A 23,298-nucleotide genomic window follows, 5' to 3' on the forward strand; every position below is an offset into this window, starting at 1 on the left:
ACTATCACCCGAACCGCCCTTCCGGCGCAATGTCAGGATTCCCATGACCGCAACTCTTCTTGTCACCGGCGCGTCCGGCCAGCTCGGCCGCAGCGTCGTCAACCATCTGCTGGACACATTCGAGATACCGGCGGCCCGGATCATCGCCACGACGCGCACGCCCGCCAATCTTGCCGACCTGTCGGCGCGCGGCGTCACTGTTCGCCAGGCCGACTTCGACGATCGGGCTTCGCTTGCCAAAGCCTTCGCCGGGGCCGACCGGGCCCTCATCATTTCGACCAACGAACTGGCGATCCAGGGAAAGCGGCGCGAGCAGCAGCTTGCCGCCGTCGCGGCGGCCAGGGAGGCTGGCGTCGGCCACCTGCTTTACACTTCGCTGCCCAACACCGAGCCCGGCTCCGCCGTGCTTTTTGCTCCCGACCACTACGACACAGAGCAAGCGATCAAGGCCAGCGGCATCCCCTACACGATCTTCCGCAACGGCTGGTACGACGAGAACCTATTCATGGCCATGCCGCAAATCCTCGCCTCGGGTCATTGGTACACATCGGCGGGCGATGGTGCCATTTCCTACGGCGCGCGTGACGATTACGCCGCGGCCATAGCTGCTGGGCTCGCCTCGGACGCCAGCGAGAGCAAGACTTACACGCTGACTGGGCCCAAGGCCTATACATCGGCCGAGGTCGCGGCACTCGTCACCGAGGTCACCGGCAAGCCGATCCAGGTCGTCCAGCTTTCCGATGAAGCACTGACCGAAGGCATGAAGGCAGCCGGGCTTCCCGAGCCGATCGCCAGGCTTCTGGTGTCCTTCGACGCCGCCACACGCGCTGGCGACCTCGGCATGGTGACGGACTCGGTCGCGACACTTTCCGGTCGGAAGTCGACACCGCTGAAGCAGTTCCTGGAAGCCAACAAAGCCGCCCTGGCTGGTTGAGATCGGCGCGGCGGGAAGTCTTCCTCCCGCCGCGCTACTTCGATGCCTTGAGCAGCCCAAGCCGGATCAGGCTTTCGCCGGTCGCCGCCAGTGCGTCCTCGCGTGAGCGCGGCGCCCAGCCGAGCATGCGCACCGCCTTGGCGTTGGTGGCGTTCTTGACCTTGCCGAGTTCCGTCACGAGTTGCGCGGCTTCCGCGTTGAACAGCCCCACCACCCGCACCAGCCAATCGGGAAGCTCCCGCGTCGAGACCCGCGATGCGGCCGCGCCGAGCCGCGTCTTCACTGTCCGCGCGATCTCGCGCACGGTCATGAAGTCGCCGGCGACGGCCAGGAAACGTTCGCCCCTGGCGGCGGGATTGGTCATGGCGCGCACATGCAGGTCTGCCACGTCGCGCGCGTCGACCACGCCGAAGGACAGGCGCGGCAAGCCAGGCATTGCACCGTTCATCATGCGCTGGACGAATTCGGTGGAGGTCGAATGGTCGGAACCCAGCACCGGTCCGAAAATGCCGACCGGATTGACGACCGCCAGTTCCAGGCCGCCACCCTCGGCGGCGATGAAATCCCAGGCCGCGCGCTCGGCAAGCGTCTTCGACTTCACATAGGCGCTGACCTTGGCCGTCGGATCGGTCCAGCTCTCCTCGGTGAACGGCTGGCCGCCGGGCGGCATCTTGCCATAGCCGATAGCGGCGAAGGATGACGTCAGCACGACGCGTTTGACGCCGGCGTCTCGCGCCGCCCTGAGCACCCGTAAGGCGCCTTCGCGAGCCGGAACGATGATCTCATCTTCATGTTTCGGCACGCCGGACGGGAACGGCGACGCAACATGCAGGACATAGTCGCAGCCGACGACGGCGTCTGGCCAGCCTACGTCGGCCGTGAGATCGGCGATGGCAAAGGTGAGCCTGTCGCCCGGCTCGGTCCCGGCGCCCTTCAGCATGGCGATAACGTTGGCTTCGCGCTTGCTGGACCGCACTGTCGTGCGCACGCGGTAGCCGGCGTCGAGCAAGGCCAGGATGCAGTGCGCGCCGAGGAATCCCGATCCGCCGGTGACAAGCACCAATTCACCACTCATGACCGCCTCCCCTCGAGCCGAGGCGATCGAACTCGTCAGATCGCCACCTGCGTGCCGATTTCTACCACACGGCCGGTCGGAATCTGGAAATATTCGGTGGCATCGGCCGCCGTGCGCGCCAAGCCGATGAACAGCCGGTCCTGCCATACCGGCATGCCGGAATTGGGCGAGGCTTTCAGGGAGCGCCGTGACAGGAAGAAGGACGTCGTCATGATGTCGAACTTCCAGCCCTGCTTGCGGCAGATCGCCAGCGCGCGCGGAATGTTGGGCTGCTCCATGTAGCCGAAGGTCAGCGTCACCCGCATGAACAGCTCGTTGACCGTCTCCATCTTGACCCGGTCGCTGTCGGGCACGACGGGCTGGGGCGCGGTCACCACCGAAAGAATGACGTTCTGCTCGTGCAGCACCTTGTAGTGCTTGAGGCTGTGCATCAGCGCGGTCGGCGCGCTCAAGGGATCGCTGGTCAGGAACACGGCGGTGCCCGAGACCAGCTGCGGTTTCTTCTTCAACAGATTGCCGGCCAGGAAATCGAGCGGGATCTCGTTGCGGCGCGTCTTGTCGAAGAGATAGCGGCTGCCGCGCACCCAGGTCCACATGCCGAGCACAATGGTGAAGGCCACGACCAGCGATGCCCAGCCGCCTTCGAACACCTTGACGATGTTGGAGGCGAAGAAGCCGACGTCGATGAAGGCGAACAGCACCGTCAGCGGGATCGCCACCGACAGCTTCCACTTCCAGATACGGGTCATGACGACATAGAGCAGTACCGTCGTTACCAGCATGTTGCCGGTCACCGAGATGCCGTAGGCGGACGCCAGCTTGCTGGATTCACCGAAGCCGACCACCAGCATCATCACCACCAGGGCCAGCAGCAGGTTGACGCGCGGCATGTAGATCTGGCCGGACTGCTTTTCCGACGTATGCAGGATTTCAAGCCGCGGCAGCATGTTGAGCTGCACCGCCTGGCGGGTCAGCGAGAAAGCCCCCGAAATGACCGCCTGGCTGGCAATGACGGTCGCCGCTGTCGCCAGCACCACCATCGGGATCAACGCCCAGCCTTCGTTCATTTCGAAGAACGGATGCCCGACCACGCCGTTCTTCGCCAGCACGAAGGCGCCCTGCCCGGCATAATTCAACAACAGGCAAGGAAACACGATCGACAGCCAGGCCAGCACGATCGGCTTGCGGCCGAAATGGCCGAGATCGGCATAGAGCGCTTCGGCGCCGGTGACGGCAAGGAAGATGGCGCCGATGGTGACGAAGGCGACATCGGGCGAATGGATCAGGAAGGCGACGATATAGTGCGGGCTGATCGCCCACAGGATCTCCGGATCGGCGATGATGTGGTTGAGGCCGGACAGGCCGATGGCCAGGAACCAGATCGCGGTCACCGGGCCGAAGACCAGCCCCACGCCGCCGGTGCCGAAACGCTGAACCGCGAACACCATGGCCAGGATGACCAGCGTCAGCGGCACGACATAGGGCTGGAAGGTTGGGGTGACGACATTCATGCCCTCGACCGCCGACAGCACCGAAATCGCCGGCGTGATGACGGCGTCGCCGAAAAACAGCGAGGCGCCGACGATGCCAATGCCGAGCATCAGCGCCGAGCGCTTCGGAAAGCTGCCGCGCGCCAGCGCCATCAGCGACAGCACGCCGCCCTCGCCGCGATTGTCGGCGCGCAGCACGAACATGATGTATTTGATAGTGACGATGATCGTCAGCGACCAGATGATCAGCGACAAGACACCGAGAATGTCGCCACGGTCGGCAACTTGCCCGCCCGACGACGCGACCAGCGCCTCGCGGAACGCATAGATCGGGCTGGTGCCGATATCGCCATAGACCACGCCCAGCGCGCCTAGCATCAACACCTTGGTGCTGTGCTGCTCGATTTCAGGATGGCTCGATTGGTCGACGGGTTCTGCCTCACTACCAGCATTGGCAAGGGCCATGTACGACACTCCGATAAACGCGCGGTGCTCTACGCTTGCTGCAATGCAATATCAAGTGCCGTAGCGTTAGGCACTCATATTCGCAGCGCGCGGCTTGTTGCGGGCGACTTCTCGCGGATGTCTGTCCAAGCGACGTTCGCAAGGCTCACGTCCAGAGCCATCGCGAACTCATGGGCCTGCGAGCAGGTCTGTTAAATGGCGACCTGCGTGCCGATTTCAACGACGCGGCCGGTCGGGATCTGGAAATACTCCGTCGCATCCGCCGCCGAGCGCGCCAGGCCGATGAACAGCCGGTCCTGCCATACCGGCATGCCGGAATTGGGCGAGGCTTTCAGGGAGCGCCGCGACAGGAAGAAGGACGTCGTCATGATGTCGAACTTCCAGCCTTGCTTGCGGCAGATCGCCAGCGCGCGCGGAATGTTGGGCTGCTCCATATAGCCGAAGGTCAACGTCACCCGCATGAACAGCTCGTTGACCGTCTCCATCTTGACCCGCTCGCTGTCGGGCACGACGGGCTGAGGAGCGGTCACCACCGAAAGGATGACGTTCTGCTCGTGCAGCACCTTGTAGTGCTTGAGGCTGTGCATCAGCGCGGTCGGCGCGCTCAAGGGATCGCTGGTCAGGAACACCGCGGTGCCCGACACCAGATGTGGCTTCTTCTTCAACAGATTGGCGGCCAGGAAATCGAGCGGGATCTCGTTGCGGCGCGTCTTGTCGAAGAGATAGCGGGTGCCGCGTATCCACGTCCACATGATCAGCCCCATCAGGCAGGCCACGGTGATCGATACCCAGCCACCTTCGACGATCTTCACGACATTGGCCAGGAAGAAGCCGCTGTCGATGACGCCGAACAGCAAGGTCAGCGCCAAAGCGAGCGCCAGCTTCCATTTCCACATCTTGCGCATGACCACGAACAGCAGGATCGTGGTCATCAGCATTTCGCCGGTCACCGATATGCCATAGGCGGAAGCCAGCGAACTCGAACTGCCGAAACCGACGACCAGCAGCATCACCCCCATCGCGATCAGCAGGTTGACGCGCGGCATGTAGATCTGCCCGGACTGCATTTCGGACGTATGCTGTACCTCGATGCGGGGCAGAAGATTGAGCTGCACCGCCTGGCGGGTCAGCGAAAAAGCCCCTGAAATGACCGCCTGGCTGGCAATGACGGTCGCGGCCGTTGCCAGTCCCACCATCGGCATCAGTGCCCAGTCAGGCAGCATCTGGAAGAAGGGATTGGTCGGTCTTCCGCCATTGGCGAGCACAAAGGCGCCCTGCCCGAAATAGTTGAGCAGCAGGCAGGGGAAAACCACGGAGAACCAGGCCAGCACGATCGGCTTGCGTCCGAAATGGCCGAGATCGACATAAAGCGCCTCGGCCCCGGTCACCGCCAGGAACACGGCGCCGACAGTGACGAAGGCGGCGGTGGGTGTGCTGGCCAGATAGGCGACCGCGTAATAGGGATTGATGGCCAGCAGGATCGATGGGTCGTCCAGCAAGTGATAGAGCCCCGCGACGCCGATGGCCAGGAACCACAGCGCCGTCACCGGCCCGAACACCGCCGCGACCTTTCCCGTGCCGAAGCGCTGCACGGAGAACAGGATGGCAAGGATGACCAGCGTGATCGGCACGACATAGGCGTCCAGCGTCGGGGTCACCACCGTCAGGCCTTCGACCGCCGACAGCACCGAGATGGCCGGGGTTATGATCGAATCGCCGAAAAACAGCGCCGCGCCGCAAAGTCCGATCACGAGGATCAGCCGGGCGCCTTTGGGATAGGCGCTGCGCGCCAGAGACATCAGCGACAGCGTGCCGCCTTCGCCCTTGTTGTCGGCGCGAAGCACGAAGGCGACATATTTGATGGTGACGATGATCGTCAGCGCCCAGACGATCAGCGACAGCACGCCTAGCACGTGAACGCGCGTATCCATGCCGGGCGAAGCGTGAAGCGCCTCGCGGAAGGCGTAGATCGGGCTCGTGCCTATATCGCCATAGACGACGCCGAGCGCGCCCAGCATCAGAACCTTTGTGCTGTGCTGCTCGACCCCGGCATGGCTCGATTGCTCGACGGTTTCAGCCTCGCTCCCGCTATTGGCAAGGGCCATCGACCACTCCCCGACAAGCGCGCGGTGCTCTATGCATGCTGCGATACGACATCAAGGTGCACGCAATGGCTGCCATATTGCAAAGCGAAGCTCTACCCCTACCAGCCGCAAGCCTTGAGAAACCGACCCACCGTGCCGGCCATGCCATACTCCAATGCGTCGGCTGTCAACCCATGTCCGATCGACACTTCGGCCAATGCCGGAACGCGCCTTGCCAGCGCGGGTAGATTGGCCACCGTCAGATCGTGGCCGGCATTGACCTGGAGACCGGCGGCAAAGGCCGCGTCGGCCGTTTTCCCCAGTCTTTCCAACTCCTTGGCCGCCTTGCCGGAATCGGAATGGTAACTGCCGTAAGGACCGGTATAGAGTTCGATGCGATCGGCGCCCGTATCGCGCGCGGCCGCTATCCCGGCGGGATCCGCGTCGGAAAACAGTGAGACCCTGAACCCGCCCTTCTTCAGACGCCTGACGACAGGCGTCAGGAACGCCGCTTGCGCCGCGAAGTCCCAGCCATGGTCGGAGGTCGCCTGTGCCGGATCGTCGGGCACCAGCGTCACCTGTTCGGGCTGATTCTTCTCCACGAGCGCCAGGAAATCCTCGCTTGGATAGCCCTCGATATTGAATTCCGCCCGCGGGAATTCATCGTCGATCAGCGCCCTGATCAGAGGCAGGTCGGAATGCCTTGTATGACGTTCGTCGGGGCGCGGATGCACCGTCAGCCCATGCGCTCCGGCGGCAAGGGCAAGGCGGCCGACACCGATCACATCGGGCCATGGCAGGTCGCGCCGGTTGCGCAGCATGGCGATGGCGTTGAGGTTGACGGAAAGCTTGGCGGGCATGGTTTGGCGTCCGTGAAACAGGCGATCGAGGCGCGCCACGCTCATTCGTTCCGGCACGGCGCATTTGAGACGGCGCATCTATAGCGTCTTTGACGGGAACAGATAGGGCCTTTCCGGTGTTCCAGAAGACCAGGATATTCAGCGAAAGGAGGCACCGCCTTGAATTTCCTTCAATCCGTGCCGGCGATCCGCCGCATCGACACCAGCCGCGACGACCTTTTCGCCATCGATGTGGTCGGCCATGTCTCGGCCGCCGATGCCGAGAATCTGTTCGGCCTGCTGGAGGCGGCCTATTTGCTCCATCCGAGAATCGACGTGGCCGTGCGCATAATCGATCACGATGGCGTCGACTGGGTCGATATCTCCGATGAGACCATCAAGAAGGGCGCCGTTCACGCATTGGAACATATTGGCCGTTGCGCGGCGATCGGCACCCCTGACTGGACGCCGAACGCACGACACGCCTTGCCCGCTTCGTCGCCCGTCGAATTCAGGCATTTCAAGATCGAGGACGAAGCCGCTGCCTGGGAATGGCTCGGCGCGCGGCCGACGAGTGAGGAAGCCAAGGCCGCTCCCGCCGAGCCTTCTACCTGACGATGGTCAGGCGTTCGGCGGCCCGGGTGATGGCTGTATAAAGCCAGCGCTGGCGCGTTTCCTTGAAAGCCCAGCTTTCGTCGAACAGCACGATCTCGTTCCACTGCGAACCCTGCGCCTTGTGCACGGTCAGCGCATAGCCATAGTCGAAATCGTCGAAACGCTTCTTCTGCTGCCAGGGGATTTCGGCGTCGGGATCCTCGAACGCCGCCTTGAGCAGCTTGATCTTGGCGACACCGCGATCCGGATCGTCCTCTTCTGGCGAAACCAGAAGGTTGATGCCGGGCTTTATCGTCTCGCGCGACGAGGTCATCACCTTCCACAGTGACCCGTTGAGCAGGCCCTTGGCCGGATCGTTGCGCAGGCAGACCAGCTTGTCGCCCGCCTGTGGGTAATCGGCATTGAACCCCTTCAGTTCGCGCAGCCGCTTGTTGTAGCGTCGCCGCGTGCGGTTGGTGCCGACCAGCACCTGGTCCGCCTTCAACACCAGCTCCTGGTTGACGTCTTCCTTGCCGATCACCTGCGCCGTGCCATAGTCGCCCCGCATGAATTCGCGCCCCTCGCGCACATCGAGCGCCAGCCGGATGATCGGATTGTCGCGGGCCTGCCGGTGAATTTCGGTCAGCAGCACATCCGGCTCGTGCTCGGTGAAATAGCCACCGCCCGAAATTGGCGGCAACTGCGCCGGATCGCCCAGCACCAGGATGGGCGTACCGAAACTCTGGAGGTCGCGGCCAAGCTGCTCGTCGACCATCGAGCATTCGTCGATGACCACAAGCTTGGCGCGCGAGATCGGGCTTTGCCGGTTGAGCGAGAAGGTCGGCGACATCGAGGTTTTGCCGGTCACCTCGTCTTCGACCGATTCCTCGCCCTTGGGCCGGTAGATCAGCGAATGGATGGTGCGGGCATTGGTGGCGCCTTTGGAGCGCAGCACCTGCGCCGCCTTGCCGGTGAAGGCGGCGAACTGCACCTGCCCGTCGACATGTTCGGCGAAATGGCGCGCCAGCGTCGTCTTGCCGGTGCCGGCATAGCCGAACAGCCGGAAGATTTGCGGCCGGCCTTCCTTCAGCCAGCGGGCGACCGCCTGCAGCGCCTCATCCTGTTGGGGTGAAAATTCCATCAGATCGTGTGACCGGATTCGCGAGGCAAACACAAGACAGCCGCCATCATCAACGACACAGCCGATGGCGAACTCCCCTGCGGCTCAGGTTATCAGCCGCGAACAAGAACGTAAAGGGAACGACAAGGGCGACCGTGCACCTCAGCTGGTGGCGAGCGGATCGTTCTCCAGCAGGATCGGCCTGCCATGCGGCGTGGCATGCGCGGCGCGCTCCCAGGCCTGCGCCATCGCATCAACGTCAGGCTTGGCGGCAAACCCCTTCGCCGCCAGCAGCTTTTCCAGCGCCGCCAGCCAATGCTCGTAATAATCATGGCCGTCGGCGGCCGCACCCGGCCTCTTCACCTCGGCCGACAAGGCATCCGCCCATTCGCTCCACGAAAACAAACCCTTGTCGTGCAGCGCCACCGTCATGGCGAAGGCTTCGGCCTGCCATGGCTCGGCGAAAACAGGTGCGTCGAGCCCGGCGGGCAAACCGGCGGCGGGCCCGTTCGCCTCAGGCCGGCTCAAGATAACTCTCCCAGGCGTCGATCGAGACGGTCAATGTCGGGTCGGCGCCCTCGCCCCAGATTTCGCTCCCGTCGAAGACCACCGTGTAGACCCATTGCGGATTTTCGCCCCGGCCATGCGCGTTGCTGTCGGGAAAGACGAAGCCGTCGCGCACCGCCTCGATCGTGCCCTGCTTGTCGCGCGCATAACGCGGCAGCCTTGTATGGCCGGTCGGGTTGAAGTTTTTGGTCCGCACCAGATCACCGGCCTTGAAGCGCGGCGCTGTGCCGACCGGCCGGTCGCACGGACCGCCCTTGGCCAGCACTGCCGGGACATTTTCCGCTTTCAGCACCCGTTTCGGGGTCGCCGCCGGATCGATCGCCTCGCCCGCCGCGAGATCGCGCGCGCTGACGAAACCATGCCGCTCGAGCAAGGTTTCCAGCGCCCTGATCCAGATCTCATAATAACTGGAGCCGTAATAGACGGCCGGATGCAGCGATTCCCGCGCATGCCGGCTCTCGTCGATGTTCCAGGCGCCCATGGCGCCGGAACACAGCGTCACGCCAAGCGCCCGCCGCTCCCAGGCGGCATGGAAATAGGGCTCGTCCTTCTCTGGAGCAACCGGCCCGAAACCCATCTGCCCGCCGAGATCCTGCGGTCCGTTCATGCCGGCTCTCCTTCCGGCTCTTTGGCCAATGCGGTGCCGATCATCGCATCGCGGCTGACCAGTCCCGCGAGCTGCTCCTCGCTCCAGCCATCCGTGCCTTTGGGTCGCATCGGCACCACAAGGTAGCGAAGCTCGGCCGTGGAATCCCAGACCCGGATCTTCCTATCCTTGGGCAACGTCAGCCCGAACTCCTCGAGCACGCCGCGCGGATCGATCACCGCGCGCGACCTGTAGGGCGGCGCCTTGTACCACACCGGCGGAAGGCCAAGCACGGACCACGGATAACAGGAGCACAATGTGCAGACGACGAGGTTGTGGGTATCCCCGGTATTGAACACCGCCTGCATATGCTCGCCTTGCCGGCCGGTATAGCTCAGCGATTCGATCGCCGCCGTCGCATCGCGCTTCAGCCAGTCGGCATAGGCGGGATCGTTCCAGGCTTTCGCGACGACCCTGGCGCCGTTGCGCGGGCCGATCTTGGTCTCATAGGTATCGACTATGACGTCGATCGCCGCCGGATCGATCAGCCCCTTGCGGGTCAGGATGGTTTCCAGAGCCCGCACGCGAGCGGCAAACGGATCGAGTTCGTTGTCGTGGTCATGATCATGGGACATGACGGCAAACTACGGTCCCGCCCCGCCGGCCGCAAGCGCCACGGCTTGGGCCAGCTTCTACCATACCGGTTGCTCGTTACTCGGCGGCCGTCTTCTGCGGCTCGCCCGGGATGTCGTCGTTGGTGCCGAACAGCGAAGGCTGATCGCCCTCTTCGACCACATGCAGCTCGGCCTTGCGCTTGGGCATGAGCCCGACCAGCCAGCCGGAGAAATTCTCCATGTAGACATAGATCACCGGCGTGACGAACAGGGTCAGCGCCTGCGAAGCCAGCAGGCCGCCGACGACGGCGACGCCCAGCGGCTGGCGCAGTTCGGCGCTGGCGCCGGTGCCGAGCGCGATCGGGAACGTGCCCATCAGTGCTGCCAGCGTCGTCATCATGATCGGCCTGAACCGCATCAGGCAGGCCTTGTGGATGGAGTCCCTGGCCGACATGCCTTCTCGTCGCAGCTCGAGTGCGACGTCGACCATCATGATGCCATTCTTCTTGACGATGCCGATCAGCATCAGGATGCCGATCACCGCGATCACGGACAGATCCATGCCGGCGAAGCGCAAGGCGACAACCGCCCCGAGCACAGCCGATGGCAGGCCGGTCAAGATGGTCAGCGGGTGAATGAAGCTCTCATAGAGGATGCCAAGCACGATATAGATGGTCAGGATCGCGCCACCGACCAGAAGACCCTGGTTGGCCAGCGAATCCTGGAAGGTCTTGGCCGTGCCGGCAAAGGAAGTCGAGATCGCCGTCGGCATGCCGATCTGCTCTTTCAGCGCATCGATGCGTTTCACACTGTCGCCCAGCGCCACGCCTTGCGGCAGATTGTAGGAGATGGTCACGGCCGGCAGCTGGCCGAGCTGATTGACGGTCAGCGCTCCGGCCGTGCGGTCGACCCGGGCGAAGGCGCCGAGCGGCACCAGGCTGCCGCTCGCCGTCCGCATCTGGATGGCGAGCATGCGCTCGGGCGACCATTCGATCTTGGGATCGAGCTCGGTGATGACCTCGTAGCTGTCGGCCGAGCCGAAGATCGTCGAGACCTGGTCGGTGCCGAACCCGCCATAAAGTGCCGAGCGCAGCGTGTCGGTGTCGATGCCGAGCTGGGCGGCCTTGTCGCGATCGACCACCAGCGACGCCTGCAGCGCATTGTTCTGCAGATCGCTGGTGACGTCGGTGAAAGTCGTATGGTCGGCCGCCATCGCGTCATTCAGTTTCTGCGCCCAAGTATCGGTCAATCCGGTATCGAGGCCCTGAACCACCAGCTGATAGGCGCTGGCCGACGAACGTGAGCCGAGCCGCAGATTCTGCACCGGCTGCATGTAGGTCTCGATGCCCGCCACGCCGGCCAGTTGCTTGCGCAGATCCGAAAGCACCTTCTCGATATTGGGACGCTGGTCCTTGCCCTTGAGCTGGACGAAGAGCTGGCCCTGGTTGAGCGCATTGTTGCCGCTGCCCGCCGACCACGCGACATGGTCGACATAGGGCGACTTCGAGAAAACGGCCGCCACCTGCCCTTGCAGCTTCGACATGGCGTCGAACGAGATGTCCTGGCGCGCGATGGTCGTCACCGAGATCTGGCCGATATCCTCCTGCGGGAAGAAGCCCTTCGGCGAGGCCTCGATCAGCCACACCGATGCCGCAGCGGTGCCGATGAAGACCAGGAACACCAGGAAGGTGTGCCGCAGACAGAAGGTCAGGATCCGGTCGTAGCCGCGTGTGACGAGGTCGTGCTTATGGCCTGCACCGTGCGCCTCGCGGTCGGCCTTGGTCACCGACAGCAGCCGCGAGCACAGCATCGGCGTCAGTGTCAGCGACACGAACATGGAGGCCAGGATGGCGACGGTCACCACGACGGCGAACTCGTTGAAGATGCGCCCGATCACGCCGCCCATCAAAAGCACCGGGATGAACACGGCCACCAGCGAGATGGAGATCGAGATGATGGTGAAGCCGATCTCGCGTGCGCCCTTCAGCGACGCGTCGAAGGCCGACAGCCCATCCTCCTCCATGTGGCGGAAGATGTTTTCCAGCATCACGATGGCGTCGTCGACGACGAGGCCGACGGCGAGCGTCAGGCCCATCAGCGAAATGTTGTCGATGGAAAACCCGAACAGGAACATCGCGCCCAGCGTGGCGATCAGCGAGATCGGCACCGCCACGGCCGGAATGATCGTCGCCGTCACCCGGCGCAGGAACACGAAGATCACCATCACCACCAGCGCGATGGTCAACAGCAGCGTGAACTGCACGTCGTCGACCGCCTGGCGGATCGAACTCGAACGGTCGTTGAGCAGCTTGATCTGGGCCGCCGCCGGCATCTGGTCCTGGAAGGACGGCAGCATCGCCTTGACCTTGTCGACGACGTCGACCGTGTTGGCGTCCGGCTGGCGCTGCACCGCCATGATGATGGCGCGGGTGCCGTCGTACCAGCTCGCCGTCGTCGTCGTCTGCACGGAATCGACGACACGGGTCACCTCGCCCAGCCGCACGGGATGACCGTTCTTGGTGGCGATGATCAGGTTGGAAAAGCCGGCGGCGTCGGTCAGCTGCGTGTTGGCGGTGATGGTCAGCTGCTGCTTGTTGTTCTGCAGCACGCCAAGCGGCGTGTTGCTGTTGGCGGACGCGACAGCCGCCTGCAGCTGGTCGATCGAGATGCCGCGCGCGGCAAGCGCGGTCGGATCGATCTGGATGCGCACCGCGTATTTCTGCTGGCCGAAGATCGACACCTGCGCGACGCCGTCGATGGTCGACAGCGACGGCGAGATGACGTTTTCGGCGAAGGCATCGAGGTCGGTCAGCGGCACCGTGTCGCTGACCAGCGACATCAAGAGGATCGGCGCGTCGGCCGGATTGACCTTGCGATAGCTCGGCGGCGCCGTCATCTGCGGCGGCAATGATTTCTGCGTGCGCGCGATCGCCGCCTGGACGTCTGCGGCGGCCGCGTCGATGTCGCGGTTGAGGACAAACTGGATGGCGATCGAGGTCTGGCCGAGCGAGTTGGTGGTCGAAATGGAATCGATGCCGGCGATGGTCGCGAACTGCTTGATCAGCGGCGTCGCCACCGATGTCGCCATGGTCTCCGGCGAGGCGCCAGGCAGCGAGGCCGAGACGTTGACGACAGGGAATTCGGCGCTGGGCAGCGCCGCCACCGGCAGGAATTTGTAAGCGAACAGTCCGCCCAGCACCAGGGCGAACGACATCAGGAGGGTGGCGACTGGTCGGCGGATACAGAATTCGGAGATCATTGGGCTGCCTCGGCAACCTTGGGCGCCTCGCCGCTGGCCGTCGCCTTGCCTTCATGCACGGCGGCGCCGTCCTTCAGCCTTGTCTGGCCTTCCGTGACGACCTTCTCGCCGCTTTTCAGCCCCTGGCTGATGGCGCTGTTCTCGCCTTCGGTCAGCGCCACCTGCACCGGCCGCATCTCGACCGTGTTGTCAGGCTTGACCACATAGACGAACGGCCCCTTTTGGCTGGGCTGGACGGCGACGGTCGGGACCGATGTCATCTTCGGCATGATGCCGGCATCGAGGATGACGTTCACATACTGGCCCGGCCACAGCGAAAGATCGGCATTGGGAATGCTTGCCCGCGTGGCGATCGTGCCCGAAGCGGTGTCGACGCTGGAATCGACGAAATCGAGCGTGCCCTTGCCGATCGGCGTCGGGTCGCCATCCTTGGTCAGCGTCACCGCGTTCTGCTGCGGGTTTGCAAGCGCCTTGTGCAGCAGCGCCAGGTTGCTTTCCGGCAGGTTGAAGTTGACCTGCAGCGGGTCCATCTGGGTGATGGTCACCAGCGGCGTCGCCGTGCTGCTGTTGCCATTGCTGACGGTCACGAGGTCGCCGACGGCGACATTCACGGCACCCAGCCTGCCAGCGATCGGCGCGGTGATGGTGGCGAAGCCAAGCTGGACATTGTCCGCGTCGATCGTTGCCTTGTCGGCATCGACGGTCGCCGCCGCCGCCTTCTGCGCGGCAACGGCCTGGTCGTAAGTCTGCTGCGTGCCGGCCTGCTTGGCGACAAGGTCCTTGGCGCGCTGGAGATCGGAATTCGAGCTGGCAAGCAGCGCCTGGTCCTTGGCGAGCGCTGCCTGGTCTTTGGCGAGTTGCGCCTTCAGCGCCCGGTCGTCGAGCGAGAACAGGAGGTCGCCCGCCTTCACCATCTGCCCGTCCTTGACGTCGATGGACACGATCTGGCTGGAAACCCGCGCGTTGATGTTGACCACGGCCGGAGAGGAGACGAAGCCGATGGCATAGCGGCGGATCGGGAAATCCGCGGTCGTCGCCGTCGCCGAGACGATCGAGGCCGAACGCGCACCATTGCCGGCCGCCTTGTTCCCCGCCGCTGGCTTGTCGGTCGCCGGCTTGTCTGTCGCGGCGACCTGCTTTGCGCCGAGGATCTGCTGAGCCTTGTTCAGCGCGTCAGGCGACAGATAGAGCCAGGCCGCGCCGACACAGGCGACCGCCAGCAATGAAAGAATGACTTTTCCACGCATCGACAAAAGACCTCTCCGTCCGACACGCCATAGCCAGGTGGTCGTAATCTAGCGCAATTCACGGCTCACTGCCGCGATTTCGCCGAATAGATAGGACGCGCGTTTGTCGGAAAAGGGCCAAAACACGGCATTACGAAGATTTAATGTGCACTGCACAATAGGTAGGCAGCCGGGTCCAAAGAACACATTCGGCGAAATCACGCCTTATCGCCCGGTCTCCACCAGGCCGGCTTTGGGAGCTTTTCGCGCCGTGAGCTACGGGGCCAAGCCATCTCGTCGAAGCCAGCGGACGCTACGTTGGCCGCATCGCTTCCGTGGCGAGTTAGCTTGCTAGGCGTGCCTCGGCATGATTGTCGGTTGGTACGGGCTCGGCCGTCAATCTGAGCCCGAGCGCCTTCATGACGCCGAGCAAGGTTGAAAGCTTGGGATCGCCCTTGTCGCTTAGAGCCTTGTACAGCGCCTCGCGCGTCACGCCGGCATCCTTGGCAATGGATGTCATGCCCCGCGCCCTGGCCACGTTGCCGAGCGCATGGGTGATGAGGGCGGGATCGCCGTCTTCGAAGGCCGCTTCGATATAGGCAAGGATTGCCTCCTCGCTATCGAGGAATTCTGAAGCATCCCATTTGGTGGTTTCGATGGTCATTTGACCTCCTTCGCCATGCCGATGGCTTTCTTGATGTCGGCCTTTTGTGATGACTTGTCGCCGCCGCAGAGCAGGATGATGATCGTATTGCCCGCCTTGACGAAATAGATGCGATAGCCAGGCCCATGGTCGACCCGCAATTCGCCGATACCATCGAAAAACTTGGCATCGCCAAGATTGCCAAGCTCGACGCGATCGATCCGAATTTGAATGCGAGCCTTCGCGCGGACATCCTTGAGGGACTTGAACCAGCCGACGAATTCAGCTGTTTTTCCGGACTTCGATCATCGATCGTTTGTAATCCACAGTTCACAAATAGTCAAACAGATGTGAACTGGAATTCACAGAATGTCCCCGCCCTGCACGTACCGCGCTTTGAAGCGCTTTCACTTACCGAAGCATCGGCCAAAGCGTCGCCGCCAGCAGCGCACCCATGGCAATGTTGAACCATTTCAGCCGCACCGGGTCCGACAGGAAACCGCGAAGCGCCGTGCCGAACCCTGCCCACACCGAAACGCTTGGCAGGTTGACGATGGTGAAAGCCACGCCGATCAGAATGACGGACAGGAATGGCCGCTCCGGATTGGTGTAGACGGCCATCGCGGTGATGGCCATCACCCAGGCCTTGGGATTGACCCATTGGAAGGCCGCCGCATCGATGAAGCGCATCGGCCGCGCATTCGTCTCACCCTTGCCGCTGAGCGAGCGCGACATGGCGATCTTCCAGGCCAAGTAGAGCAGATAGATGGCACCGGCGATCTTCAGCCCGGTGTGCAATGCCGGGAATGCGGTCAGCACCGCGCCAAGCCCGAAGCCGACAGCGAGCAACAGGACGAGAAAACCAATGCTGATGCCCAGCATGTGCGGTATCGTCCTGGCGATGCCGAAATTCACGCCGGAAGCCAGCAGCATAAGGTTGTTCGGCCCCGGCGTGATCGAGGTCACGAAGGCGTAGACGAGCAGAGCAAGGAATGCGTCGAGTGACATCGGGCCTACACAAGGTCAGCAATCCTGACTTAAATAGCTGGCATGCCGGACGCAATCCTAATCCTTTGGTCCAGCCGCCGGCCGCATGATCGTAACTTCGCTCCACCGAAACGGCATGCCTTCATCCGCCGTGAGGCTGCGCCGACAGCCGCGTGTCTGCGGAGGGCATAGTCTGTCCCTCGCCGCGCAGGCGCCGCAACCCCTTCCGCCGTGGCGTATTCTCCGGAAGTTTTACGCCATGGGCAAGGCCGAGGCTGGCAAGAACCCGGATGAAGATCCAGCCCAGATCAATCTGTCCCCGCTCCAGGCCGAGCTTCGCGGATTCGGGAAATGCGTGATGATTGCCGTGAAAACTCTCGCCGAAGGTGACCAGTCCGAAACGTGGCAGATTATAGCCCTGCACCGCCACGCCATCGACGCACCATCCCTGGTCCCCGCCCCGATGCGCGAAATGGCCGACCAGCCAATGTCCGGTAAGGGATACCGAAACACGCACCGCGATGCCCCAGACCACCCAGCTCCAGCCGCCGATGACCAGGAACAGAATGGACCATGGCAGCTGCTGCAGCATCCACGTGCGCTCGAGGAATTTGTAGAAGCGGTCATTCCGGATCGACGGCTCGATGACGAAATCGGGCGGATTGCGCAAGGCGACCGCGCAGTGCATCTGCCAGAACGCATCGATGAAGAAGGGCCGGCGATGAGCGTGCAGGTCGTGGCAGGCAGCCTGTCGCTGTGCCCAGTCTCTGATGTCATGCGCATGGATCATGCCGAAAGGGCCGGCCATGCCGACGAGCACGCCGAGATAGACCAGCGCATGCTCGATCCAGATATGGACCTTGAAAGAGCGATGGATGAGCAGACGGTGCATGCCGACCGAATGCCCGGCGCAGATCGTCACCGCGCTCGTCACGACGAACAGCAGAAACGCGCTCCAGCTGAAGGTCAGCGGGCCGAACACGATCGCGACAAGCGTCATCGCGCCGACCCAGATCGACTTGGCCGGCATCCAGACAACGCTGCCGTCCCGCGCGTCGCTGTCCTGCCGGGAAATCATCCTGCCCGTGGAAATGGTCTTCATCGGGATCCCCTCCTCGCGTGAACATTTTCCGAACCACAGCCTTGCCTTTTGGCGCCTCGGCCAGTATTTAGGCAATAAGCTAATCATCTATTATGCCGGATTAGGCATTTAGGCAATAGTCTAAATGCCGGTCGGGAAAATACCGGCAGGCATCTCGAAGACGCCTGCGATTACGAGGTACCCACAGTGGTCGAAAAAGCGGAACAGACAGCGGAGGGCGGAGCCGAGATCGGCGCCAGCGGAGCGATCCAGCGCGTGTTCGAAGCGCTGTCGTCGGCGCCCCGGCGCCGGATCCTCGCTTATCTCGCCCATTCCTCGCTGACCGCCGGCGAGATCGCCGCCCGCTTCGACATGTCGAAGCCGTCGATCTCGCAGCATCTGAACATTCTGGAAACGGCCGGCCTCATCGCCAGGGAGCGGCAGGGACAGTTCATCCACTACTCGCTGGTCGAGAACAATCTGGTCAACACCTTGAACGGCTTCGTTCAGGATGTCTGCCCGGTATCGCGTCCGCTCAAACGGGAGAGCAAGGAACTGGCGAACGGTAAGGCCGATGCTAGGCCAGCAAAATCTGGCGGCTAGTTCACGCGTCTTTAGATTGGGCCACTTGCCGTTGAAGTTCTTGGCGTTTCCGCCGATAAGGGGCCATGGATCACGCCCTCCTTGACGCAATCGCGGGCCTTTTCATCGATAGTGCCAAGCGTGGAGGTTTCAATGGGGTCGTAGCGTCCGTGCTACTGCAACTTGAAGCCAGTCCCGAAGTACTCCGCAGTGCGCTTTCAAAGCTGGTTCGAGACGGCCAGATCAGCGCCGTTTTCTCACGTGTGTCAGCAAACATGCACATTAAACGCCTTCCGGATCTTCCCATAGCGGAGCAGCAGGAACTACTAACGGCCGAGCCTCTGAACGAGATTTGTGTGTATCCCACGGCATCAACAGTACAGCTGCGTGTTGATCTCAATGCTTGGCGAGATCGCCCCTTTAGCAAGGCTTTGCTGCTTGCGGACCCTCAACTCTCTTTTCGGGCCTTCGACATGGGTGCGTTGGAACGATACATTTCCGATCCACGCTATGTCGTCCACTTCGCTGACTATATTGGAACGATGTCGATCGGTGACGAATACTTCGTGGACTCTCACCAACCCGAACGCGACATGGTTTCCCTGCAGACCTTTGGGCTTGGGTTTGATGACAAGCGAAATCCGTATGTAGTAGTCTATCTACGTTACCTCGCGGGCCTGTCAGACGAACACCAAAAATACTGGCATAGCTACCTAGCCAGTGGCGACGTCCGCATTAGTGAGCCCTACTTCCGATCCAGCATCTACGGTGAGTACTGGAGAAACCGCTCCGTGCGCAATGCGATAGTGGAGGAAATGCGGCTAATCCGTGCGCTGACCAATGCGATTTGGGGCAGGAGTTTGTTCCGCAATTCTATCGGAGGTGATGTTCCCATCGGTCTCACATCCTTCCTCCGTCCTACTGCAGAAAATTTCAATCGCTTTGTAATGGCATTAGATAAGCTACTATCTGAGGGCATCGACTCTAAATTTTTTGAGGGAAAGGTACCGCTTGAGACAGAAACCCTTCGCCCAGATGGAAAGATCATTGTTCAGAACAAGGGAACGCTGACCCTACTGGAAGAATGGCTACTTGCGGAAATCGTCTGGGAGGATCCGGCCGCCTTCCGCGAAATAGTCATTCGGCCGTTGCGCAAAATACGCCGACTTCGTCAGACGCCCGCCCACACCTTCACCCTGGACAGCTTTTCGGAAGAATATCATAAGAAGCGAAAACAGCTGCTGTCGGACGTATTCAACAGCCTCTCCAACATACGAGCGACGTTCTCAAAACATCCGCTCGCTCACCATGTTCAGATACCGGATTGGCTCGACGGTGGTCGCATCGACGTCTTCTAAGCCAGCAAGTTTGCATGCGCCATTCGCAAGGTATGGCGCCTGAATCCGCTAAAACGGAAGTGATGTTCCTACATCCCCTGTGGGCCGCGGTTCATCGCCGCCACGCCGGTGCGGCAGATTTCGACCAGGCCGAGCGGCTTCATGATGGCGATGAACTGGTCGAGCTTGGAGCCCTTGCCGGTGATCTCGAAGATGAAATGCTCGGTGTTGGCGTCGATGACGCTGGCGCGGAAGGCATCGGCGAGCCTGAGCGCCTCGACCCGGGAATCGCCGGTGCCGGCAACCTTGACCAGCGCCAGCTCGCGCTCCAGCGGCCGCTCCTGGCCAAGCTCGTGCGAGCGCACGGTCAGATCGACCACGCGGTGCACTGGCACGATGCGTTCGAGCTGGTTCTTGATCTGCTCCATCACATGCGGCGTGCCGCGCGTCACGATGGTGATGCGCGACAGGTGCTTCTCATGTTCGGTCTCCGAGACCGTCAGGCTCTCGATGTTGTAGCCGCGCCCTGAAAACAGGCCGATCACCCGGGCAAGCACGCCGGGCTCGTTGTCGACCAGGACGGAAAGCGTATGGATCTCGGGCCGCTCCGTCTCCTTGGCGATGAAGTAGGCCGAACCGGTGGGTTGAAGGTGCTGTGCCATGGTCTTGTCCTGTGTCTGGCCGGTCTGTGGCCGGTTCTGTCAATGTTCAAAGAGAATGTAGGCGCTGGTCAATTCGGGCGCGAAGCCGTCGATCTTGCCGGCCCAGGCCTCGCGTTTGGTCTTGATGAAGGCATCGGCATAGCTGATGCGGCCATCGAACAGGTTCTCGTAGAAGCGCGCCATGAATTGCATCGTCGCCGCGTCGTCGACTTCCTCGACGGTCAGCAGCGTGCGCCGCGCGCCGGCGACCGACAGCGCGAGCGGCAGGCCGCGCACGGTGGAGGTGACCCCGATATCGCCGAGCGCTGTGTCGCAGGCAGAAACCACGACGAGTTGCGAGGAACGCAGGTTCCAGCTCAACAATTCGCGCGCATAGACGATGTTGTCGCCGTCCCACTCCTTCGGCTCGTCCGCCGGCTTGGCATCGGACAGCACGAAGCCGGCATTCATCAGCCGCTCGGACAGCCCTTCGCCGCGTTCGAAGAAGCCATGCGTCGAAAAATGCACGATCGCCTTGCCGTCGGCTGCAGCGCGCATCGCCGCCTCGCCGCCGTCATTGCCCTCGGCGAGTCGTACCGCCATGCCCTTGTCGCGGGCGAGCTTTGCGATCTTCTCGACCTCCGTGCGCGACCCCGGCAGGTAGCCGTCGCCGACACCGTTCCCGTAGAAAAGACCCCCCGCCAGAAGCATCGCGTCGCTGGCCGACGGCCGGTCTTGCCTGGCCCGGAATTCGTAGGCCTGCCGGCTGGTGGCCGTGTGCATGTCGACCAGTTCGCCCAGCCGCTTGCCGCCGCCCGGCCGCAGTTCTGCGAAATCGACCTGATAGAGAAAATCGGCGGGAATGACGTAGAGCGCCTTGGCGTCCTTCGCGGCGTCGCCGAGGACAGTGGCGAGCTTGGCGGTGAAGCTTTGTCCCGAACCGGTCTTGCCCTTACGCGCGTCGACCGCATCGACTTCGATCACCTGTGCCGGCCCGGACGCGCGCGAGATCGTGGCGAAGACCCGGTATCGATCCGGCGTGCCGCCCCTGTCCGCTGGCCATTCGCCTATGATCGCCAAATCGACGATGACGTCGCCCTCGGCCGGCCTGGCAAGCGGCTTGGCCTCTTGCGGCGCGCTGTAGATCCACGATGCGACCGGTTGTTCGGCGCGCTTTTCCAACGCCGCGTTCAACGCCTTGCGGGAGTCCTCCATCGCCTGCCGCTGCGGTGCCAGCGCGTCCGTATAGAGCGTTGCCGTGACGACCTCGCGGAAGCGGCCGAAATTGCTGAAATAGGTCTTGATGAGGTCGCGAAGCGCCTTGTCGTCGGAGGTCTCGGCCTCGGCGCGCAACTGCCGCTCGGCGCCGCGCGTCAGCGTCTTCCAATTGTCGAGCATGGCGGCGAACAGGTCCGCCGCGTCTGCATTGCGGGTCGCGAAATCGGCGAGCGAGCCCAGCATGTCGTCGGCAAGGACGCGCTCGGCCTGCCCGGCGCGCAGGCTCCCCGAGGCCGACACGCTGGACTGCCCCCAGTCGAACATGACGGCGTCGAGCTTGCGGTAGCTGTCCACCGCGGCCTTGGGGTCCATCTTCTCCTGCAGCCTGGCCTGCGCGAGTTCGGCCTCGAAAGTCATCGGCTGCGCGTCGCCGAGGCTCTCCTTGGCGATCGCCACCGCATGTTCGCGATAGGCTTCGGCATCCTCGGTCAGCCCCATCGCCTCCGCCTTGTCGGCGAAGAGGTCGAAGAAGGCCAGCGACTGCTCGATATCGGCGCGGTCGGTGAAATCGGTCGTGTCGCGCGCCTGGATCTGCTTGCGGCTCAATTGGCGCTCCCCAAGACGCAGTTGCGCATAGGCCTGCCAGCGCTCGATCTGCCTGCGGTAGCCCTCGTTGAACCCCGGCTGGACAACGATCCCGGAGATCACCGCCAGCACCGACCGGGCATCCTTCCAGCGCTCGGCCTCGAGCAGGTCGTGCGCCATGTTCATGGCCGAAATCACCGTGTCGCCGGCGCCGCCGCCAAGCGCCTTGAAGCGCTTGTCGTAGGCGTATTTGTCGAATTCGAGTGCCGCGGCCGGCAATTTCAGCGAGCGCAGCACCGCGGCGCGGTTGTTCATCATGCGCCAGAGATCGGCATTGTCCTCGCCCAGAGACTTCAGGCCGGTCTCGTAGATGAACTGGTAGGCGGCCTCCGCCGACGCGAGCTGACCCCAGGCATGCAGCGTCTGCGCCAGCCCGTCATAGGCCGACAGGGCCTCGGTGCTTCCCATGCCGAAATGATCGGCCAGGATGTTCAGGGCGCGCAAACCGAACCGGTTGGCCTGGTCATACTCCTTCTGGTCGCGCAGAAAGGCGGCGAGGTTGAACTGGAGGAACCCCGGGCCCGGCCCGGTATCGGTCTCCATCAGGTTGGAATCGAGGCCGCGCTGGAAGATGCGCTGCGCCGCATCGGCGTCGGCAAAACGGTTGAAGCTGTCGCCGGCCTGCCCGACCGTCTTGAAGAACAGATCGCCATGGCCGCCGAGTTCCATCGCATTGAGCGCCGACAGCAGCCGTTTTTCGGCGACGTCGGCGCGCTTGGCGGTGAGCTGCGAATAGGCGGCGTCGACACGCGCATTGAGCGAGTCTTCCGAATCCGGACCAGACCGCTGCGCGATCGCCTCGACACGTAGGTCGAGCAGCCTGTCCTGTTCGTCCGCCCGGCCTATGCGGCCGGCGGCGTCGGCCAGAAGCAGCGCGAACTCGTCCGCGCGCGTCTGGTCCAGGTCGCGGATGATGCCGTCCGCGCGCCCGATCAGCGTGTCGTGGAGGTCCTGCCATTCACCGGCGAACATGTCGGCCCGCGCCAGCATGTAGCCGGCATAGGCGGCCGCTTTCGGATCGCGCCTGGCGAAACTTCCGTCCATCAGGGCCAACGCCTTCTTGCGGGCGCCGGCAAAATCCGATTTGCGGATCGCCGTCTCGATCGCCTGGATCTCCGGCGGCCAGGGCGCGGCCTCCGTGTTCGTGGAGGTCCGCGCGCCGGTCGCCGGCGAGGCCTGTTCGGCCAAGGCGGCCGTGGCCGATGCAAAGGTAAGCGCGCCCGCCAGCGCGAGACGCACTATTCGCCGGCGCGGCGAACAGATCGTGGCAAGGTCCGGACGCGCCATGTTCTCGGCCGCAAGCAAAGCCTA

General features: G+C 63.0%; 21 protein-coding genes. 5 read left to right on the top strand and 16 right to left on the bottom strand.

Annotated elements, in window-relative coordinates; translation table 11 throughout:
- The first annotated feature begins 43 nt into the window (after positions 1-43).
- Entirely contained in the window at positions 44-934 is an 891-nt protein-coding gene (locus tag FJ948_RS03665; protein ID WP_140701811.1) for an SDR family oxidoreductase, read from the top strand.
- A gap of 34 nt (positions 935-968) precedes the next feature.
- On the opposite strand, the gene FJ948_RS03670 is transcribed toward FJ948_RS03665, so the two are convergent.
- From FJ948_RS03670 to FJ948_RS03685, 4 genes are all read right to left on the bottom strand, one after another.
- Positions 969-2,009, bottom strand: a complete 1,041-nt coding sequence (locus FJ948_RS03670; RefSeq protein ID WP_140701812.1) for an aldehyde reductase — start codon at positions 2,007-2,009, stop codon at positions 969-971.
- Between the two features lie 35 nt (positions 2,010-2,044).
- Positions 2,045-3,964, bottom strand: a complete 1,920-nt coding sequence (locus FJ948_RS03675) for a potassium transporter Kup (protein WP_140701813.1) — start codon at positions 3,962-3,964, stop codon at positions 2,045-2,047.
- Between the two features lie 191 nt (positions 3,965-4,155).
- Positions 4,156-6,069 (bottom strand): potassium transporter Kup, encoded by a 1,914-nt coding sequence (locus tag FJ948_RS03680; protein WP_140701814.1) that lies wholly within the window; start codon positions 6,067-6,069, stop codon positions 4,156-4,158.
- Between the two features lie 98 nt (positions 6,070-6,167).
- On the bottom strand, positions 6,168-6,908 hold the full coding sequence (locus FJ948_RS03685; protein ID WP_140702242.1) for a pyridoxine 5'-phosphate synthase: 741 nt from the start codon (positions 6,906-6,908) through the stop codon (positions 6,168-6,170).
- A gap of 159 nt (positions 6,909-7,067) precedes the next feature.
- Here FJ948_RS03685 and FJ948_RS03690 point away from each other — a divergent pair, with 159 nt between their 5' ends.
- Positions 7,068-7,502, top strand: a complete 435-nt coding sequence (locus FJ948_RS03690; RefSeq protein WP_140701815.1) for an STAS/SEC14 domain-containing protein — start codon at positions 7,068-7,070, stop codon at positions 7,500-7,502.
- On the opposite strand, the gene FJ948_RS03695 is transcribed toward FJ948_RS03690, so the two are convergent.
- From FJ948_RS03695 to FJ948_RS03730, 8 genes are all read right to left on the bottom strand, one after another.
- Complete coding sequence (locus tag FJ948_RS03695; RefSeq protein WP_140701816.1) at positions 7,495-8,622, bottom strand: ATP-dependent RecD-like DNA helicase; 1,128 nt, start codon at positions 8,620-8,622, stop codon at positions 7,495-7,497. The genes FJ948_RS03690 and FJ948_RS03695 overlap by 8 nt on opposite strands.
- Before the next feature lie 141 nt (positions 8,623-8,763).
- Complete coding sequence (locus FJ948_RS03700; protein ID WP_181173549.1) at positions 8,764-9,129, bottom strand: nitrile hydratase accessory protein; 366 nt, start codon at positions 9,127-9,129, stop codon at positions 8,764-8,766.
- The gene (nthB, locus tag FJ948_RS03705; protein ID WP_140701817.1) at positions 9,116-9,775 is read right to left on the bottom strand and encodes a nitrile hydratase subunit beta; all 660 of its coding nucleotides are present in this window, start codon (positions 9,773-9,775) and stop codon (positions 9,116-9,118) included. Before nthB ends, FJ948_RS03700 begins: the two co-directional genes overlap by 14 nt.
- A complete protein-coding gene (gene nthA / locus FJ948_RS03710) occupies positions 9,772-10,389 on the bottom strand; it encodes a nitrile hydratase subunit alpha (RefSeq protein WP_140701818.1) in 618 nt (205 codons plus the stop codon). The genes nthB and nthA overlap by 4 nt, the downstream gene beginning before the upstream one ends.
- Positions 10,390-10,465: 76 nt before the next feature.
- Positions 10,466-13,627: an efflux RND transporter permease subunit gene (locus tag FJ948_RS03715; protein WP_140701819.1), complete on the bottom strand. Its 3,162-nt coding sequence runs from the start codon at positions 13,625-13,627 to the stop codon at positions 10,466-10,468.
- Positions 13,624-14,874, bottom strand: coding sequence for an efflux RND transporter periplasmic adaptor subunit (locus FJ948_RS03720; protein ID WP_140701820.1), 1,251 nt, complete (start codon positions 14,872-14,874; stop codon positions 13,624-13,626). Before FJ948_RS03720 ends, FJ948_RS03715 begins: the two co-directional genes overlap by 4 nt.
- Positions 14,875-15,196: 322 nt before the next feature.
- Positions 15,197-15,517: an addiction module antidote protein gene (locus FJ948_RS03725; protein WP_140701821.1), complete on the bottom strand. Its 321-nt coding sequence runs from the start codon at positions 15,515-15,517 to the stop codon at positions 15,197-15,199.
- Positions 15,514-15,729, bottom strand: coding sequence for a type II toxin-antitoxin system RelE/ParE family toxin (locus FJ948_RS03730; RefSeq protein ID WP_348642958.1), 216 nt, complete (start codon positions 15,727-15,729; stop codon positions 15,514-15,516). Before FJ948_RS03730 ends, FJ948_RS03725 begins: the two co-directional genes overlap by 4 nt.
- Between FJ948_RS03730 and FJ948_RS30985 the strand changes: the two genes are divergently transcribed.
- A complete protein-coding gene (locus FJ948_RS30985; protein ID WP_348642957.1) occupies positions 15,643-15,963 on the top strand; it encodes a hypothetical protein in 321 nt (106 codons plus the stop codon). The genes FJ948_RS03730 and FJ948_RS30985 overlap by 87 nt on opposite strands.
- Here the strand turns inward: FJ948_RS30985 and FJ948_RS03735 are convergent.
- On the bottom strand, positions 15,908-16,504 hold the full coding sequence (locus FJ948_RS03735) for a LysE family translocator (RefSeq protein ID WP_140701822.1): 597 nt from the start codon (positions 16,502-16,504) through the stop codon (positions 15,908-15,910). The genes FJ948_RS30985 and FJ948_RS03735 overlap by 56 nt on opposite strands.
- Before the next feature lie 121 nt (positions 16,505-16,625).
- Positions 16,626-17,585 carry an acyl-CoA desaturase gene (locus FJ948_RS03740; RefSeq protein ID WP_140701823.1) on the bottom strand — a complete coding sequence of 320 codons (960 nt, stop codon included), beginning with the start codon at positions 17,583-17,585 and terminating at the stop codon, positions 16,626-16,628.
- A 186-nt stretch (positions 17,586-17,771) separates the two neighbouring features.
- Here FJ948_RS03740 and FJ948_RS03745 point away from each other — a divergent pair, with 186 nt between their 5' ends.
- Both FJ948_RS03745 and FJ948_RS03750 read left to right on the top strand, forming a co-directional pair.
- A complete protein-coding gene (locus tag FJ948_RS03745) occupies positions 17,772-18,167 on the top strand; it encodes a metalloregulator ArsR/SmtB family transcription factor (RefSeq protein WP_246677446.1) in 396 nt (131 codons plus the stop codon).
- Positions 18,168-18,232: 65 nt separating this feature from the next.
- Positions 18,233-19,504 (top strand): hypothetical protein, encoded by a 1,272-nt coding sequence (locus FJ948_RS03750; RefSeq protein WP_140701824.1) that lies wholly within the window; start codon positions 18,233-18,235, stop codon positions 19,502-19,504.
- A gap of 68 nt (positions 19,505-19,572) precedes the next feature.
- Here the strand turns inward: FJ948_RS03750 and ilvN are convergent, their stop codons facing one another.
- Together ilvN and FJ948_RS03760 are read right to left on the bottom strand one after the other, a co-directional pair.
- Entirely contained in the window at positions 19,573-20,145 is a 573-nt protein-coding gene (ilvN, locus tag FJ948_RS03755) for an acetolactate synthase small subunit (RefSeq protein ID WP_140701825.1), read from the bottom strand.
- A gap of 39 nt (positions 20,146-20,184) precedes the next feature.
- The gene (locus FJ948_RS03760; RefSeq protein ID WP_140701826.1) at positions 20,185-23,274 is read right to left on the bottom strand and encodes a CHAT domain-containing tetratricopeptide repeat protein; all 3,090 of its coding nucleotides are present in this window, start codon (positions 23,272-23,274) and stop codon (positions 20,185-20,187) included.
- Positions 23,275-23,298: the final 24 nt, after the last annotated feature.

This window comes from Mesorhizobium sp. B2-3-12 (assembly GCF_006442205.1).
GTDB lineage: Bacteria > Pseudomonadota > Alphaproteobacteria > Rhizobiales > Rhizobiaceae > Mesorhizobium.

Coding starts and splice junctions, on each gene's coding strand:
- FJ948_RS03665 (WP_140701811.1), top strand. CDS start 44: ATGACCGCAACTCTTCTTGTCACCGGCGCGTCCGGCCAGCTCGGCCGC.
- FJ948_RS03670 (WP_140701812.1), bottom strand. CDS start 2,009: ATGAGTGGTGAATTGGTGCTTGTCACCGGCGGATCGGGATTCCTCGGC.
- FJ948_RS03675 (WP_140701813.1), bottom strand. CDS start 3,964: ATGGCCCTTGCCAATGCTGGTAGTGAGGCAGAACCCGTCGACCAATCG.
- FJ948_RS03680 (WP_140701814.1), bottom strand. CDS start 6,069: ATGGCCCTTGCCAATAGCGGGAGCGAGGCTGAAACCGTCGAGCAATCG.
- FJ948_RS03685 (WP_140702242.1), bottom strand. CDS start 6,908: ATGCCCGCCAAGCTTTCCGTCAACCTCAACGCCATCGCCATGCTGCGC.
- FJ948_RS03695 (WP_140701816.1), bottom strand. CDS start 8,622: ATGGAATTTTCACCCCAACAGGATGAGGCGCTGCAGGCGGTCGCCCGC.
- nthB (WP_140701817.1), bottom strand. CDS start 9,775: ATGAACGGACCGCAGGATCTCGGCGGGCAGATGGGTTTCGGGCCGGTT.
- nthA (WP_140701818.1), bottom strand. CDS start 10,389: ATGTCCCATGATCATGACCACGACAACGAACTCGATCCGTTTGCCGCT.
- FJ948_RS03715 (WP_140701819.1), bottom strand. CDS start 13,627: ATGATCTCCGAATTCTGTATCCGCCGACCAGTCGCCACCCTCCTGATG.
- FJ948_RS03720 (WP_140701820.1), bottom strand. CDS start 14,874: ATGCGTGGAAAAGTCATTCTTTCATTGCTGGCGGTCGCCTGTGTCGGC.
- FJ948_RS03725 (WP_140701821.1), bottom strand. CDS start 15,517: ATGACCATCGAAACCACCAAATGGGATGCTTCAGAATTCCTCGATAGC.
- FJ948_RS30985 (WP_348642957.1), top strand. CDS start 15,643: ATGGTCGACCCGCAATTCGCCGATACCATCGAAAAACTTGGCATCGCC.
- FJ948_RS03735 (WP_140701822.1), bottom strand. CDS start 16,504: ATGTCACTCGACGCATTCCTTGCTCTGCTCGTCTACGCCTTCGTGACC.
- FJ948_RS03740 (WP_140701823.1), bottom strand. CDS start 17,585: ATGAAGACCATTTCCACGGGCAGGATGATTTCCCGGCAGGACAGCGAC.
- FJ948_RS03750 (WP_140701824.1), top strand. CDS start 18,233: ATGGATCACGCCCTCCTTGACGCAATCGCGGGCCTTTTCATCGATAGT.
- ilvN (WP_140701825.1), bottom strand. CDS start 20,145: ATGGCACAGCACCTTCAACCCACCGGTTCGGCCTACTTCATCGCCAAG.
- FJ948_RS03760 (WP_140701826.1), bottom strand. CDS start 23,274: ATGGCGCGTCCGGACCTTGCCACGATCTGTTCGCCGCGCCGGCGAATA.